The sequence below is a fragment of the Streptomyces sp. CNH189 genome, from assembly GCF_000527195.1.
This window is the reverse complement of sequence record NZ_AZUS01000026.1, coordinates 1-15,374: the sequence shown is the minus strand read 5'-3', so window position 1 is coordinate 15,374 and position 15,374 is coordinate 1. Positions and strand designations below refer to the sequence as shown.

Annotated in this window: 15 protein-coding genes and 5 tRNA genes; 6 read left to right on the top strand and 14 right to left on the bottom strand. The window is 70.3% G+C overall.

Annotation, left to right across the window (positions count from 1 at the left end):
- Positions 1-53 precede the first annotated feature (53 nt).
- The 4 genes from B100_RS0129165 to leuC form a co-directional block, all read right to left on the bottom strand.
- Positions 54-695: an HU family DNA-binding protein gene (locus B100_RS0129165; protein ID WP_024887923.1), complete on the bottom strand. Its 642-nt coding sequence runs from the start codon at positions 693-695 to the stop codon at positions 54-56.
- A gap of 136 nt (positions 696-831) precedes the next feature.
- Positions 832-1,062 carry an SCO5555 family protein gene (locus B100_RS0129160; RefSeq protein ID WP_024887922.1) on the bottom strand — a complete coding sequence of 77 codons (231 nt, stop codon included), beginning with the start codon at positions 1,060-1,062 and terminating at the stop codon, positions 832-834.
- A gap of 278 nt (positions 1,063-1,340) precedes the next feature.
- Positions 1,341-1,934: a 3-isopropylmalate dehydratase small subunit gene (leuD, locus tag B100_RS0129155; protein ID WP_024887921.1), complete on the bottom strand. Its 594-nt coding sequence runs from the start codon at positions 1,932-1,934 to the stop codon at positions 1,341-1,343.
- Between the two features lie 6 nt (positions 1,935-1,940).
- Positions 1,941-3,371, bottom strand: coding sequence for a 3-isopropylmalate dehydratase large subunit (gene leuC, locus B100_RS0129150; protein ID WP_024887920.1), 1,431 nt, complete (start codon positions 3,369-3,371; stop codon positions 1,941-1,943).
- A 193-nt stretch (positions 3,372-3,564) separates the two neighbouring features.
- On the opposite strand from leuC, the gene ndgR reads away from it, so the two are divergent.
- Positions 3,565-4,278, top strand: a complete 714-nt coding sequence (gene ndgR / locus B100_RS0129145) for an IclR family transcriptional regulator NdgR (RefSeq protein ID WP_004924944.1) — start codon at positions 3,565-3,567, stop codon at positions 4,276-4,278.
- Between the two features lie 73 nt (positions 4,279-4,351).
- On the opposite strand, the gene B100_RS0129140 is transcribed toward ndgR, so the two are convergent.
- On the bottom strand, positions 4,352-4,912 hold the full coding sequence (locus tag B100_RS0129140) for a DUF4188 domain-containing protein (protein WP_024887919.1): 561 nt from the start codon (positions 4,910-4,912) through the stop codon (positions 4,352-4,354).
- 87 nt (positions 4,913-4,999) lie between these two features.
- Between B100_RS0129140 and B100_RS0129135 the strand changes: the two genes are divergently transcribed.
- Positions 5,000-5,644, top strand: coding sequence for a MerR family transcriptional regulator (locus B100_RS0129135; RefSeq protein ID WP_024887918.1), 645 nt, complete (start codon positions 5,000-5,002; stop codon positions 5,642-5,644).
- A 48-nt stretch (positions 5,645-5,692) separates the two neighbouring features.
- Here B100_RS0129135 and B100_RS0129130 read toward each other — a convergent pair.
- The 9 genes from B100_RS0129130 to B100_RS37360 all read right to left on the bottom strand — a co-directional run bounded on the left by B100_RS0129130 (position 5,693) and on the right by B100_RS37360 (position 9,730).
- A tRNA-Glu gene (locus B100_RS0129130) sits at positions 5,693-5,765 on the bottom strand.
- 27 nt (positions 5,766-5,792) lie between these two features.
- Positions 5,793-5,864 (bottom strand) — tRNA-Gln (locus B100_RS0129125).
- Between the two features lie 21 nt (positions 5,865-5,885).
- Positions 5,886-5,958, bottom strand: a tRNA-Glu gene (locus tag B100_RS0129120).
- A gap of 87 nt (positions 5,959-6,045) precedes the next feature.
- Positions 6,046-6,118, bottom strand: a tRNA-Glu gene (locus tag B100_RS0129115).
- 39 nt (positions 6,119-6,157) lie between these two features.
- Positions 6,158-6,229, bottom strand: a tRNA-Gln gene (locus B100_RS0129110).
- 91 nt (positions 6,230-6,320) lie between these two features.
- Positions 6,321-7,052 carry an HAD family hydrolase gene (locus tag B100_RS0129105; RefSeq protein WP_024887917.1) on the bottom strand — a complete coding sequence of 244 codons (732 nt, stop codon included), beginning with the start codon at positions 7,050-7,052 and terminating at the stop codon, positions 6,321-6,323.
- Positions 7,053-7,129: 77 nt separating this feature from the next.
- The gene (gltX, locus tag B100_RS0129100) at positions 7,130-8,614 is read right to left on the bottom strand and encodes a glutamate--tRNA ligase (protein WP_078541246.1); all 1,485 of its coding nucleotides are present in this window, start codon (positions 8,612-8,614) and stop codon (positions 7,130-7,132) included.
- The gene (locus tag B100_RS0129095; protein ID WP_024887915.1) at positions 8,607-9,383 is read right to left on the bottom strand and encodes a fumarylacetoacetate hydrolase family protein; all 777 of its coding nucleotides are present in this window, start codon (positions 9,381-9,383) and stop codon (positions 8,607-8,609) included. The genes gltX and B100_RS0129095 overlap by 8 nt, the downstream gene beginning before the upstream one ends.
- A gap of 173 nt (positions 9,384-9,556) precedes the next feature.
- Complete coding sequence (locus B100_RS37360) at positions 9,557-9,730, bottom strand: hypothetical protein (RefSeq protein WP_199785300.1); 174 nt, start codon at positions 9,728-9,730, stop codon at positions 9,557-9,559.
- Positions 9,731-10,349: 619 nt separating this feature from the next.
- Between B100_RS37360 and B100_RS0129085 the strand changes: the two genes are divergently transcribed.
- The 4 genes from B100_RS0129085 to B100_RS0129070 all read left to right on the top strand — a co-directional run.
- The gene (locus B100_RS0129085; protein ID WP_024887914.1) at positions 10,350-14,129 is read left to right on the top strand and encodes a nitrate- and nitrite sensing domain-containing protein; all 3,780 of its coding nucleotides are present in this window, start codon (positions 10,350-10,352) and stop codon (positions 14,127-14,129) included.
- Positions 14,130-14,138: 9 nt separating this feature from the next.
- Positions 14,139-14,552 (top strand): roadblock/LC7 domain-containing protein, encoded by a 414-nt coding sequence (locus B100_RS0129080; protein ID WP_004983056.1) that lies wholly within the window; start codon positions 14,139-14,141, stop codon positions 14,550-14,552.
- A 111-nt stretch (positions 14,553-14,663) separates the two neighbouring features.
- Entirely contained in the window at positions 14,664-15,059 is a 396-nt protein-coding gene (locus B100_RS0129075; protein WP_004924977.1) for a DUF742 domain-containing protein, read from the top strand.
- Positions 15,040-15,374, top strand: a 335-nt coding sequence (locus B100_RS0129070; protein WP_024887913.1) for an ATP/GTP-binding protein, incomplete at its 3' end; no start/stop codon positions are given. The genes B100_RS0129075 and B100_RS0129070, both read left to right, overlap by 20 nt.

The following is a 15,374-nucleotide window of genomic DNA, read 5'->3' as shown; positions in this document are numbered from 1 at the left end:
GAGCCCGGCCCGACACGTGAGTACCGCTCGGCTCGAAGGGGACGAGACGCCCGCTACTTCTTGCGGGCCGTGGTCCTCTTGGCGGTGGTCTTGCGCGCGGTCGACTTCTTGGCGGGGGCCTTCTTGGCCGTCGCCTTCTTCGCCGGGGCGCTCTTCGCCGCGGTCTTCTTCGCCGTGGCGGTCTTGGCCGTCGCCGTCGTCTTGGCGGGGGCCTTCTTCGCCGTGGTCTTGGCGGCGGCCGTCTTGGTGGTGGCCTTCTTCGCGGCGGTCGTCTTCTTGGCGGCGGTCTTCTTCGCGGTGGCGGCCTTCTTGGCCGTGGTCTTCTTCGCGGCGGCCTTCTTCACCGTCGCCGAAGCACCGCCGGTCAGGCTGCCCTTGGGTGCCTTCTTGACGGAGACCTCACCGCCGCGCGGCAGCTTCTTCGAGCCGCTGACCAGGTCCTTGAAGCCCTGGCCCGCGCGGAAGCGGGGGACGGAGGTCTTCTTGACCCGAACCCGCTCGCCCGTCTGGGGGTTGCGGGCGTAGCGGGCCGGACGGTCGACCTTCTCGAACGAACCGAAGCCGGTGACCGAGACCCGCTCCCCCGAGACGACCGCGCGGACGATGGCGTCCAGTACGTGGTCGACGGCGTCGGCGGCCTGCTGGCGGCCGCCCACCTTGTCGGCAATCGCTTCTACGAGCTGCGCCTTGTTCACGTCTTCCCCTTCGGAGACATCGCCAGAACGTATGTGTTCAAGCTTTTTCGCACGTTAGGCAGATATATACCGCAAATCAAACACGAAACGGGCTAATCACCCTTGTGCCGCAACGGACTCGGTTGTCCCGGCTGGTTCAGCGTTCCTCTTCGGGGATTCGACCCTCGTCGAGGTCCGTGGTGAACCGCTCCAGACGCCTTGCCGCACCGGCGAGATCGTGTTTGGCCACGGCCGTAATGACCAGCAGCTTCCGGGTCAGCGCCATCCGTACGCCCTCCGGGACTTGCAGTGCGCGCACCCTCGAGTGCGCTTCCTTGAGCTGGACCGCGACCGCCGTATAGAGCTGGAGTTGGCCGTCGTGTTCCATGCACAGATTGTGCCATCTGGGGCGAGTTGTCGCCTGCGCAGGGGGCAACTGCCACGCCGGACGGCTTTCCGTACACACCCGGGATTCACGGGCGCGTGACACGTGTACCCGGGCAACAACCTTCTTAACGTGGCAAGTTGGCGGCGCTCAAGAGGACGCGCGGAGCCGAACGGGTGCGGAGACGGCCGTACCCCCGATCGGTCCGATCGGGGGTACGGGAGGAGTGATCCGGTGGCCGAAAGTCGACGTGAAGGCGAGGACTTCGGCCGCGCGCGGAGTCAGGCGGTGAGCGTCCGCGGCTTGAACGACGGGCGCTTCGCCTCGTACGCGGCGATGTCCGCCTCGTTCCGCAGCGTGATGGAGATGTCGTCGAGCCCGTTCAGCAGCCGCCAGCGGGAGTTCTCGTCCAGCTCGAAGGGGGCGGTGACGCCCTCGGCGCGCACCTCACGCGACTCGAGGTCCACGGTGATCTCCGTGGTCGGGTCGGACTCGGTGAGCTCCCACAGCGTGTCGACGATCTTCTGGTCGAGGAGCACCGTCAGCAGGCCGTTCTTCAGCGAGTTGCCGCGGAAGATGTCGGCGAAGCGGGAGGAGATCACGGCCTTGAAGCCGTAGTTCTGCAGCGCCCAGACGGCGTGCTCGCGGGACGAGCCGGTGCCGAAGTCGGGGCCGGCGACCAGCACCGTGGCGCCCGCGCGCTCGGGGCGGTTGAGGACGAACTCCGGGTCCTTGCGCCAGGCCTCGAAGAGCCCGTCCTCGAAGCCGTCCCGGGTCACCTTCTTGAGCCAGTGGGCCGGGATGATCTGGTCGGTGTCGACGTTGCTGCGGCGCAGCGGGACGGCCCGGCCGGTGTGGGTGGTGAATGCTTCCATGACTGATCAGACTCCAGCGGGCGTGCGGTCGTCGGCGGCGGCGAGGTCGGCCGGGGAGGCCAGGTGCCCGAGCACCGCGGTGGCGGCGGCGACCTGTGGGGACACCAGGTGCGTACGGCCGCCCTTGCCCTGCCGCCCCTCGAAGTTGCGGTTGGAGGTGGAGGCGGAGCGCTCACCGGGGGCGAGCTGGTCGGGGTTCATGCCCAGGCACATCGAGCACCCCGCGTGCCGCCACTCGGCGCCGGCCTCCTTGAAGACCACGTCCAGGCCCTCGGAGACGGCCTGCAGACCGACCCGCGCGGAGCCGGGGACGACCAGCATCCGTACGCCGTCGGCGACTTTGCGGCCCTTGATGACGTCGGCGGCGGCGCGCAGGTCCTCGATGCGGCCGTTGGTGCAGGAACCTACGAAGACGGTGTCCACGTTGATGGAGCGCAGCGTCTGGCCGGCCTCCAACCCCATGTACTCCAGCGCCTTTTCGGCGGCGAACCGCTCCGAGGCGTCCTCGTACGAGGCCGGGTCGGGGACCGACGCGGAAAGCGGGGCGCCCTGGCCGGGGTTGGTACCCCAGGTGACGAACGGCGACAGTTCGGAGGCCTCGATGACGACCTCGGCGTCGAACTCGGCGTCGTCGTCGGACCTCAGCGTCTTCCAGTAGGCGACGGCGGCGTCCCAGTCCTCGCCCTTGGGGGCGTGCGGACGGCCCTCGAGGTAGGCGAACGTCGTCTCGTCGGGGGCGATCATGCCCGCGCGGGCGCCGGCCTCGATCGACATGTTGCAGATGGTCATGCGGGCCTCCATCGAGAGCTTCTCGATGGCCTCGCCGCGGTACTCCAGGACGTAGCCCTGGCCGCCGCCGGTGCCGATCCTGGCGATGATCGCGAGGATCAGGTCCTTGGCCGTGACGCCCTCGGGCAGTTCGCCGTTGACCGTGATCGCCATGGTCCTGGGGCGGGCCATCGGCAGCGTCTGGGTGGCCAGGACGTGCTCGACCTGGGAGGTGCCGATGCCGAAGGCCAGTCCGCCGAAGGCGCCGTGCGTGGAGGTGTGCGAGTCGCCGCAGACCACGGTCATGCCGGGCTGGGTCAGGCCCAGCTGCGGGCCCACCACGTGCACGACGCCCTGCTCGACGTCGCCCAGCGGGTGCAGCCGGACGCCGAACTCCGCGCAGTTCTTGCGCAGCGTCTCCAGCTGGACCCGGGAGACCGGGTCGGCGATGGGCTTGTCGATGTCGAGGGTCGGGGTGTTGTGGTCCTCGGTCGCGATGGTGAGGTCGAGACGGCGCACCTGGCGGCCGTTCTTACGGAGGCCGTCGAAGGCCTGGGGGCTGGTCACCTCGTGCAGCAGGTGCAGATCGATGAAGAGGAGGTCGGGCTCGCCCTCGGCGCGCCGGACGACGTGGTCGTCCCAGACCTTCTCCGCGAGTGTCCTACCCATCGCTTTCCCTCCGGCCGGCATGCGGCTCTCCGGCCCAACTAGAGATCTGTGAGACGGCGCCCGCGCCCCTGTCACCGGGCGTCCGCCGTCAGGCCCGGTGGTCCACGGGCCGCGTTGCTTCGTGCTTCAAGAGTGGCGGGTTCCACGGAAAATTGAACTTGCGTTTCACAGAGTGAGACGCAAGTATCGTTGCATGGACAACAGTAGCGGCGTCGGCGTTCTGGACAAGGCAGCACTCGTCCTGAGCGCTCTGGAGTCCGGCCCGGCCACCCTCGCGGGGTTGGTCGGTGCCACCGGACTGGCACGACCCACGGCCCATCGCCTGGCCGTGGCGCTGGAGCACCACCGCATGGTGGCGCGTGACATGCAGGGGCGTTTCATTCTCGGCCCACGGCTCGCCGAACTGGCCGCGGCCGCGGGCGAGGACCGGCTGCTGGCGACGGCCGGCCCGGTGCTGACCCACCTGCGCGACGTGACGGGCGAGAGCGCCCAGCTCTACCGCCGCCAGGGCGACATGCGCATCTGCGTCGCCGCGGCGGAGCGCCTGTCCGGTCTGCGGGACACGGTCCCGGTGGGCTCCACGCTCACGATGAAGGCCGGTTCGTCGGCGCAGATCCTCATGGCCTGGGAGGAGCCCGAGCGGCTGCACCGCGGCCTGCAGGGCGCCCGGTTCACGGCCACGGCCCTCTCGGGTGTACGGCGCCGCGGCTGGGCCCAGTCGATCGGCGAGCGCGAGCCGGGCGTGGCGTCCGTCTCGGCGCCGGTGCGCGGTCCGTCGAACCGCGTGGTGGCCGCCGTGTCGGTCTCCGGCCCCATCGAGCGGCTGACCCGGCACCCGGGCCGGATGCACGCCCAGGCCGTCATCGACGCCGCCGGCCGCCTCTCCGAGGCGCTGCGGCGCTCCTGACGCTTCCCCCGTCCATCGCACACGTCCTTCGGGAACGGGTCCGCCTCAACGCCGCGGCGGACCCTCCCCCGTCTCACGCGCCGTCGGCCGTCGCCGACGGCGCCGTCCTCTCCGGCTGTTCCGCCGTCGCCGGCTTCTCGGGCCGGTACGCGAACCGGTCCTTGGCGCGCCGGCCGCGCTTCTCCAGCGCTGTCCGCCCGTGCGCGGCGGCGAGTCCGAACGCCGGCATGTCGGCGTAGATCGACTCGTAGTTGCCCTGCGGCACCACGTACGTCTCGTGCCACAGCCCGACGTGACCGCGCACCTTCCCCGCCCGCTCCTTGCGGTTGATGAACGTCCACGCGCTGTGGTGGACCGTGTCCGGGGCGTGCGCGTAGGCGTAGAGCTTCTCCTTGGACTCCCAGTACTGGACGACGTAGTACGTCCGCGGCGAGGCCGTGAGCAGGACGTACTCGAGAAGTCCGCGCTCCGGCCGCCTGCCCAGTTCCCGCAGCATGCGGGGCATGGAGACGAGGACCGGGAGCCAGTGGTGCACCGCCCAGAAGTGGTTGATCCGCATGCCGATCAGCAGGACGACGACGTCCCCCTCGGCCGCGGCGGTCGTGCGCTCGGCAACGGCGAACCTGCGCCCCATGACGTACTCCCGCATCCGTAGGGTGGGCTGGATGTGCTCCCGCGGGAGCCATTGGATAGTCTCGCTATCCCAAGAAAGGCGCAAGAGGTGCGGCTGGCTGAACTGAGCGAACGCAGCGGTGTGTCCACCGCGACGATCAAGTACTACCTGCGGGAAGGACTGTTGCCGCCCGGCCGCCGGGTCAACGCCACGACCGCGGAGTACGACGAGGAGCACCTGCGCCGGCTGCGTCTGGTGCGCGCCCTGATCCAGGTGGGAGGCGTCCCGGTGGCGAAGGCTCGCGAGGTGCTGGGCCACATCGACGACGACTCCCTGGGCCGCACCATCCGGCTGGGCGCGGCGCTGTGGGCGCTGCCGCAGGACCCGGAGCCGGACGAGGAGGACCCGGACGTCGCGGCCGCCCGCGTGGAGGTGGAACGGCTGCTGGAGACGCTGGGCTGGGAGACCGCACGGGAGCTGGCCACGCTCTCCCCCGTGCACCGCTCGCTGGTGGTGGCGGTGGCGACGCTGCGCCGGCTCGGCTACCCCTGGGATGCCGAACTGATGGCCCCGTACGGTCGGCTGATGCACCAGGTGGCGTCCCGGCAACTGGACCACATGGAGACGTACGCCTCACCGACGGAGCAGGTGGAGATGGCGGTGGCGTCGGCGGTGCTGTTCGAGCCGGTGCTGCGGGCCCTGCACCGGCTGGCGCAGGAAGAGGAGTCGGCGCGCCGGTACGGCATCGAGTGAGCGGCAACGCGAAAGCCCCCCACCGAAGTGGAGGGCTTTCGTCCTGTGTACCCCCGACCGGATTCGAACCGGCGCTACCGCCTTGAGAGGGCGGCGTGCTAGGCCGCTACACAACGGGGGCGTGGATCATGCGTTTCCGCAGATCCTGCTGGTCTACCTGGACTCGAACCAAGACTAACTGAACCAGAATCAGTCGTGCTGCCAATTACACCATAGACCAATGATGGTTTAGACCAGTCAGTACCCCCGACCGGATTCGAACCGGCGCTACCGCCTTGAGAGGGCGGCGTGCTAGGCCGCTACACAACGGGGGCCCTAGCGATCCTCACCCGGTGGTAGCCGGGTGGTGTCACCGTAAGGACAGGGGGAGCTACCCTCACTGTCCTCGCGGGAAGGATCTGTACCCCCGACCGGATTCGAACCGGCGCTACTGCCTTGAGAGGGCAGCGTGCTAGGCCGCTACACAACGGGGGCTTGCGGATGTGATCCGCGGGTGCAGATGAGCTCTGCGAGCTGGCCTACCTGGACTCGAACCAAGACTAACTGAACCAGAATCAGTCGTGCTGCCAATTACACCATAGGCCACTGGAACGCAAGCCCCTGAGGGGATCTTGTTCTAGTTCTGCGCTTCGGGGCTCCGGCCTTCCGGCCCGCTCCCCGCGGCGCAGGAAGAACATTACCTGAAGGACGACGACGCTCCAAAACGAGTATCGGCGCGCAGCAGCGACGGGAGTTCGGAGAGGGAGGCGATCCGCCGCGGACCCACGGGCGGTTCCACCGTCGCGTGGGCGTCGGCGCGGTCGATCCACACCGACAGCAGCCCGGCCTCGGCGGCCCCCCGGCCGTCGATCTCCGGGTGGTCCCCGACGTACGCGACGTGCCGCGGGGGCAGCGCGAGCGCCTCGCAGGCGGCCAGGAAGGCGGCGGGCTCCGGCTTGGAGACGCCCAGCTCGGCGGCGCACAGGACGGCCTCGAAACGGTCGTGCACCCCGAGCACGCGCAGCTTGCGGTCCTGCACGAGCAGGCTGGAGTTGGAGAGCACGGCGTGCCGGTGGCTCTCCGCGAGGGCGTCCAGCACGGGCAGCACGTCCGGGAAGAGACTCCAGGCGGACTCGTAGTGGACCAGGTAGCGGTCGAACCAGGCGTCCGCCTCGGCGTCGGTCAGCTCGCGTCCCAGGAACACCCGGGTGCGGTCGCGCCGCTGCGTCTCGAAGTCCACCTCGCCGGCGGCGAACCGCGCCCACTGCTGATCGGTGATCCTCCGCCAGCGCGCCAGCGCCTGCTCCACGGACCCGTGTTCCGCGAGGAGCCCCTCGGCCGCCAGATGGGCGCCCATGCCCTTCCGGTCCGCGGAGGTGTAGTCGAACAGCGTGTCGTCGACGTCCCAGACGACGGCTCGGATGTCCATGGCACCGACGGTACCCGGGAACGTCGAGGGGCGGCGCCCGGACGTGTCCGGGCGCCGCCCCTCGACGGCGGACGGCCTCAGCCGGCGAGCTTCGCCAGGGCCGCGTCGATGCGGGCCAGCGTCGTCTCCTTGCCCAGGACCTCGAGGGATTCGAAGAGGGGCAGGCCGACGGTGCGGCCGGTGACCGCGACGCGGACCGGGGCCTGGGCCTTGCCGAGCTTGAGGCCGTGGGCCTCGCCGGCGGCCAGGACGGCCTCCTTCAGCGACTCGGCGGAGGTCCAGTCGGCGGTCTCCAGCTTCTCCCGCGCGGTACGCAGCAGGGCGTCGGATCCCTCCTTCATCGCCTTGTTCCAGGAGGCCTCGTCGGAGACCGGCTCGGACAGGAACAGGAAGTCGACGTTGTCCGTGATCTCGGAGAGGACCTTGAGGCGGGTCTGCGCGTGCGGGGCGATCGCCTGCCACTTGGCCTCGTCGAAGGCCTCCGGCGCCCAGGGCGCGAACGGGGCCTTCAGCCACCGCGCGCAGCGCTCGGTGAAGTCCTTCACGTCGAGCATGCGGATGTGGTCGGCGTTGATCGCCTCGCACTTCTTCAGGTCGAAGCGCGCCGGGTTGGGGTTGACGTCGCTGACGTCGAAGGCCGTGACCATCTCCTCGATCGAGAAGACGTCCTGGTCGGCGGAGAGCGACCAGCCGAGCAGCGAGAGGTAGTTGAGCAGGCCCTCGGGCAGGAAGCCGCGCTCGCGGTAGAGGTTGAGCGAGGACTGCGGGTCGCGCTTGGACAGCTTCTTGTTGCCCTCGCCCATCACGTACGGCAGGTGGCCGAAGGCGGGGATCTCCTTGGCGACGCCCAGCTCGATCAGTGCCCGGTACAGGGCGATCTGGCGCGGGGTGGAGGAGAGCAGGTCCTCGCCGCGCAGGACGTGGGTGATCTCCATCAGGGCGTCGTCGACCGGGTTGACCAGGGTGTACAGCGGGGCGCCGTTGGCGCGCACGATGCCGTAGTCCGGGACGTTCTCCGGCTGGTAGGTGATCTCGCCGCGGACCAGGTCGGTGAAGGTGATCGGCTCGTCGGGCATCCGGAAGCGGACGATCGGCTCGCGGCCCTGCGCCTTGTACTCCTCGACCTGCGCGGGCGTGAGCCCGCGGCAGTGGCCGTCGTAGCCGGACGGCTTGCCGGCGGCGCGGGCGGCCTCACGGCGGGTGTCCAGCTCCTCCTGGGAGCAGTAGCAGTGGTAGGCGTGGCCGGCGTCGAGGAGCTTCCGCGCGACGTCCCGGTAGATGTCCATCCGCTGCGACTGGCGGTACGGCGCGTGCGGGCCGCCGACCTCGGGGCCCTCGTCCCAGTCGAAGCCCAGCCAGCGCATGGAGTCGAGCAGCTCGTTGTAGGACTCCTCGGAGTCGCGGGCCGCGTCGGTGTCCTCGATGCGGAAGACCAGGGTGCCGCCGTGGTGCTTGGCGAACGCCCAGTTGAACAGGGCGGTGCGGACCAGGCCCACGTGGGGGTTACCGGTGGGCGAGGGGCAGAAACGGACGCGTACGGAGGAGCCGGATGCGCTAGCCACGCTTGACAACCTTGTTGGTGAGAGTGCCGATGCCTTCGATGGTGACGGCGACCTCGTCGCCGACGTGGAGGGGGCCGACCCCAGCCGGGGTGCCGGTGAGGATGACGTCGCCCGGGAGCAGCGTCATGGCCTCGGAGATGTTGACGATCAGGTCCTCGATGGAGTGGATCATCTCGCTGGTGCGGCCGAGCTGGCGCTGGCCGCCGTTGACCGTGAGCTGGATCGTCAGGTCGTGCGGGTCCAGTTCGGTCTCCACCCAGGGGCCGAGCGGGCAGGAGGTGTCGAAGCCCTTGGCCCGGGCCCACTGCTTCTCGCGCTTCTGGACGTCGCGCGCGGTGACGTCGTTGGCGCACGTGTAGCCGAAGATCACGTCCTTGACGCGCTCGCGCGGGACCTCGCGGCACAGCCGGCCGATGACCACGGCGAGCTCGGCCTCGTGGTGCACGTCCTGGGAGAAGGAGGGGTACTGGATCTCGTCGCCGGGGCCGACGACCGAGGTGGCGGGCTTGAAGAAGGCGAAGGGGGCGTCGGGCACCTCGTTGCCCATCTCCTTCGCGTGCTCGGCGTAGTTGCGGCCGAAGGCCACCACCTTGTTCGGGAGCACCGGGGGCAGCAGCCTGACCTTGCTCACCGGGACCTTGGTGCCGGAGAGCTCGAAGTCCGCGAACGGGATGCCCTTGATGATGTCCAGGACGAGCTCGTCCTGCTTCTCGCCCTCGACCGCGCCGAAGGCGACGTTCCCGTCGATGGAGAATCTGGCGATGCGCACGGGATGCTGGTCCCCTTGACTGAAGCGGCTGGAGTCTGACGCTCCAGGCTAACGCGCAGGGGTCCCGGCCCGACGCACCGACGAGGGGCGCCCCACCGTCCAGGGTGGGGCGCCCCTCGTGGTCGCGCGGTGCGCGTTGAGCGTTTCGCGGCCGTCGCGCGTATGGACCGGTGTCAGTGCGCGGCGTCGGCCGCGACCGGGATCTCCATGAGGACGGTGCGCTTGGGGTTGGCAGTCTGGGTGGGGAGTTCGACGGGGTGCTCCCGCTGTACCGGCGTCTGCAGTTCGTCGGCACCGCCGAGGTGCGCCAGCGTCGTGCGCCGCGGGTTGGCGATTCTGTGGAACATCGTCGTCGTCTTCACTGTTTACTTGACCCTGTCCTGTGCACGGGCGCCCGGCGGGGCCCGGAGGACCTCGCGCGGGCGCGGGTTGTCAGTTCTGCCATCCCTGTAAAGCGTCAGGCTAAACATTGAATGCCCGGCGACCCGGGTGCGGATCCGGTGATCACGATGTGAGTTTCCTCACGAAGTGAGGAACAATTCAGGCAATGCGGGCCCGTTCCGGGGTGACCGGAATCGGACATTGACCCCCTGAAGCGACCATTCCGCTCCTGATCATGCCGACTGGGACACCCGCACCGGCCCGCCGGTCCGCGCCGTTTCGCCCGGTATGGACAAGATCCTTTTCTACCACCGGTGATCCGGCGCTCACCGGGTGTCACGTATGTCACGGGTAAGCCCACGGGCCTTGTTGGAGATCCTGCACTGTGCTGGAATCTCACGGACCGCCGCAGGGATCGAGCCGGCGCACAGGGGGCGCGACCACGCGCCGAGTGGCGGCGAGATGGGGGACCGGCGCCGGATCATCACGACCACCACGGGGGCGTATTCAGGGCGCCCCTATGACGCCGACACCGTGCCTCACCGTTCACGCGGAGGGGTGCCTGGTTCAGAGGTTGCGACGCTAGTGCAGGGACGTTTCAAGAGGGATGGCAGCGCTTCGGCGGAGCCGGAGCCGCAGGGCGGGACTGGCCCCAAGGCCGTCAGCTCCTCGCCCCAGCACGCCCAGAGCCAGGGTTCGACCACGCCCGGCAACGGCGGCGAGCGCCCCGGCGCGGGCGCGCCGCCCGCACCGCCGACTCCGTCGGCCTCCCCCGCCGAGCCGACCGGCCCGGGTTCGCGAATAGCCCTGCGCAACTGGCGCATCTCGACCCGTCTGGTGTCGCTGCTCGCGCTGCCGGTGGTCGCGGCCACCTCGCTCGGCGCACTGCGTATCCAGCAGTCGATGGACGACATCCAGCAGCTCGACAACATGAAGCTGCTGACGGACATGACCAAGCAGGCCACCGAACTGGCGCACGCGCTCCAGGAGGAGCGCGACCAGTCGGCCGGTCCGCTCGCGCACGGCGGCAAGGGCACGGACTTCTCGGTCAAGGGCTACCGGGAGAAGACCGACCGCGCCAAGTCGAACTTCCTCGACAGCTCCGAGGAGATCGACGCCGCGAGCAAGGACGGCAACCTCAAGGGCGTCCGCGACAACCTGGTGCAGATCGCCGGTGACCTGGGCGAGCTCGAGAAGATCCGCAACACGGCCTTCCAGACGGAGAACAACTCGACCCAGACGGTCGAGGGCTACCACCGCCTGATCGAGAACCTGATCGACCTCTCGCAGGACATGGCGGAGGCGACCAGCAACCCCGACATGATCCAGCGCACGCGTGCCCTGGCGTCCTTCTCCTCCGCCAAGGAGTACGCGTCGGTCCAGCGCGCCGTCCTCGCCGCGGCGCTGCCCGCCGGCAACACCACCAAGGGCAAGCTGAACGAGAACGACCGGCTGTACGCGGAATCGGCCCTGACGAGCCAGAAGTCCGAGCTCCGCAGCTTCAAGAGCATCTACGGCGAGGACCTCGCCGCCGAGCTGCTGCTGCCCATCGAAGAGGGCAACCCCACGATCAAGGCCACCGACGAGTACGCCGGCCGCGCGCTGGCCTCGCAGTACGGCCTCGCGTCGGTCGGCGCGCGCTCCTACCGTGACTGGCTGGACGACAGCTCCACCAAAATCCAGCAGATGAAGAACATCGAGCACAAGCTGCTCGAGGACATGGAACAGAAGGCCCGTGAGCTGCGCAGCGCCACCGAGCGCGACGCGATCGTCTCCGGTGCCCTGATCCTCCTCGTGCTCGGCGTGTCCCTGGTCGGCGCCTTCGTCGTGGCCCGCTCCATGATCCGCTCGCTGCGCCGCCTGGAGGACACCGCCACCCGGGTCGCCCAGGAGCGCCTGCCCGACCTGGTCAAGCAGCTCTCCGAGTCCGACCCGCAGGACGTCGACACGTCCGTGGAGTCGGTCGGTGTGCACTCCCGGGACGAGATCGGCCGTGTGGCCGCGGCGTTCGACGACGTGCACCGCGAGGCGGTCCGCCTCGCCGCCGAGCAGGCCCTGCTGCGGGGCAACGTCAACGCGATGTTCACCAACCTCTCGCGCCGGTCGCAGGGTCTCATCCAGCGTCAGCTGTCGCTGATCTCCGAACTCGAGTCCCGCGAGGCCGACCCGGACCAGCTGTCCTCGCTGTTCAAGCTGGACCACCTCGCCACGCGTATGCGCCGTAACGGTGAGAACCTCCTCGTCCTCGCGGGTGAGGAGCCCGGCCGCCGGTGGACCCGTCCGGTCCCGCTGGTCGACGTGCTCCGTGCCGCCGCGTCCGAGGTGGAGCAGTACGAGCGCATCGAGCTGGCCTCGGTGCCGAGCACCGAAGTGGCCGGCCGGGTCGTCAACGACCTCGTGCACCTGCTCGCCGAGCTGCTGGAGAACGCGACCTCGTTCTCCTCCCCGCAGACCAAGGTCAAGGTCACCGGTCACGCCCTGCCCGACGGCCGGGTGCTGATCGAGATCCACGACACCGGTATCGGTCTGTCCCCCGAGGACCTGGCGGCGATCAACGAGCGGCTCGCCTCGCCGCCCACCGTGGACGTCTCCGTCTCCCGCCGCATGGGTCTGTTCGTGGTCGGCCGGCTGTCCCAGCGCCACGGCATCCGCATCCAGCTCCGCCCGTCCGACTCCGGTGGTACGACCGCGCTGGTCATGCTGCCCGTCGACGTCGCCCAGGGCGGCAAGAAGCCTCAGGGCAAGCCCGGTCAGCCCGGCGCCGGTGGTCCGGCCGCCGCGCAGGCCGCCGCCGGTGCCGCCGCGGCACGGCGCTCCGCCGGAGCCGGTCAGTCCGGCGGCGGTGCCCTCGGCGCTGGTGCGCCCGGAGGCCGCCTCGGCTCCGGACAGGGCCCGCGGGCCGCGCTGCCCGGACGGGACGGCGGCGGCCGGCCCGGTGCCCGGGGACCGCAGGGTCCGTCGGGCAACCAGACGCCGTCGCTGTTCGACCAGGGCGCTCCCTCCGCCCCGCCGCAGGGACGTCCCGCGCCGGCCGGCGCGGGTGCCTTCGGCGCCCAGGGTCCCGGTGCCCCGCAGGCCTCGGGCCAGGGCGGGAACCAGGGCCAGGACGCCTTCGGCGGCGCCCGGGGCCAGGTGCCCCCGCAGCGGGGCAACGCCTCCGCGGGCAACGCCCCCGCCGAGCGCGGCCGTCGGCCCCAGCTCCCGCCGCGCGGCGGTGCCCGTCCGGAACTGCCCGGCGGCGACCAGCAGCAGCGCGTGCCCAGCTGGAGCGACGAGAACGCCCAGCCGCCGGTGCCGCGCGCCTCGATGGACGCCCCGCGCGGCCACGAGGAGCCGGACGTCTCCCGCACCGCCTCGATGCCCCGCTTCGACGACCACCAGGGTCCCGGCGCGACGGCGGAGATCCCCCGGTTCGACGCGCAGCAGCAGAACCCCCCGGCTCCCGTGCACGGTCCGGGGAACGGTCAGAACCCGGGCCAGTACGCCCAGCCGGGCACGAACGGCGCCCACGGCACGGGCCAGTTCGTCCGCGGTGACATCTTCGGCGGCCAGCAGGGCCGTCCCGGCGACCAGAACCCGTCCGCCACGGGCCAGTTCCCCGCCGTGCAGGGCTACGACAACGGTGCCGCCGGCCAGTACCAGGCTCCCGGTCAGTACCAGGCTCCGGGCCAGGACAACGGCTCGACCGGCCAGTACGCCCTGCCGGACCGCGGCAACGCCGGCGACCCGTCCGCCACGGGCCAGTTCGAGCGCCCGCGGACGAACGGCCGGCCCGACGGCGGTTTCGGCGCCCCGCGTCCGCAGGCCCCGCAACAGCGGCCCGAGGAGCAGCGCCAGGTGTCCGACGCCTGGGCCCTGCCGCCGGCGACCGGTCCGGGCGACGGCCGTACGCCGTTGTACGACACGCTGGAGACCAACTGGTTCCGGGGCGGCCAGGGCGGCGCCCCGGAGCAGGCGGGCGGCGCGGCTCCGGCGGCGCCCCAGCAGCACCAGCCCCCGCAGCAGCACCAGCCCCAGCCCCAGCAGTCCCCTCAGCAGCCGCAGGGCCCGACCGGCCCGCAGCGGTCCAACGCCGCCTGGCGCAGCTCGCCCAACGACGAGCTCGTCAAGCAGGCCGAACGCGTCCGCAAGCCGGCCGCGGGCGGCGTCACCACCTCCGGCCTGCCGCGCCGGGTGCCCAAGGCGAACCTCGTCCCGGGCACAGCTCAGCAGCAGTCCCACCAGAGCGGTCCTCAGGTCTCGCGCGCCCCCGATGACGTGCGCGGCCGGCTGACCAATCTCCGTCGGGGTATCGCACAGGGTCGTCAGGCCGGGACCTCACAGACCGGCAGCTTCCCGCACCCCACTCACCAGCAGGAGCGTTAGTTGAGCCCGATGAGCCAGGCGGCACAGAACCTCAACTGGTTGATCACCAACTTCGTGGACAACACCCCTGGGGTGTCCCACACCGTCGTCGTGTCCGCCGACGGTCTCCTCCTGGCGCTCTCCGAGGGCTTCCCGCGCGACCGCGCGGACCAGCTCGCGGCCGTCGCCTCGGGGCTGACCTCCCTGACGGCCGGCGCCTCGCGGATCTTCGAGGGCGGCAACGTCGCTCAGACGGTCGTCGAGATGGAGCGGGGATTCCTCTTCCTCATGTCCGTCTCCGACGGCTCGTCCCTCGCCGTGCTCGCGCACCCCGAGTGCGACATCGGCCTCGTCGGCTACGAGATGGCGCTCCTGGTCGACCGCGCGGGGGCGGTCCTCACCCCAGACCTGCGCGCCGAGCTACAGGGAAGTCTGCTGCACTGATCGGCCCCGGCACCACCCGTCTCACCAAATCACCGTCCGGCCGCCACAATTCCCCCCACCGGCCCCATCAGACGGCTTGACTGACCGCTTGCTGTCCCGCCCGGAGGATTCATGACCCCGCCCACCGCCTCTCATGATCCGTACGCGGAGCCGTACGAGGACGAGGGCGACCAGCCGCTGGTTCGTCCGTACGCGATGACCGGCGGCCGGACCAGGCCGCGCTACCAACTGGCCATCGAGGCTCTGATCAGTACGACGGCCGATCCGGCAGCGCTCATGGGGCTCCTTCCCGAGCACCAGCGCATCTGCCATCTGTGCCGTGAGGTGAAGTCGGTCGCCGAGGTTTCGGCGCTGCTCAACATGCCACTGGGTGTTGCCCGGATCCTGGTGGCCGACTTGGCGGAGGCGGGACTCGTCGCCGTGCATCAGCCGGGCGGCGACGAGACGACCGGCGCCCCGGACGTGACACTGCTCGAAAGGGTGCTCAGTGGACTTCGCAAGCTCTAGCGGCGGGACGGTCTCCGAAAGCCGCTCCACCACCTCGGCGAAGATCGTGGTGGCGGGTGGCTTCGGCGTGGGCAAGACCACGTTCGTCGGGGCCGTTTCGGAGATCAACCCGCTGCGCACGGAGGCCGTCATGACGTCTGCTTCGGCAGGCATCGACGACCTCACCCACACCGGGGACAAGACCACCACCACGGTGGCCATGGACTTCGGCCGCATCACCCTGGACCAGGACCTGATCCTGTACCTCTTCGGTACACCCGGCCAGGACCGCTTCTGGTTCATGTGGGACGACCTGGTCCGCGGCGCCATCGGCGC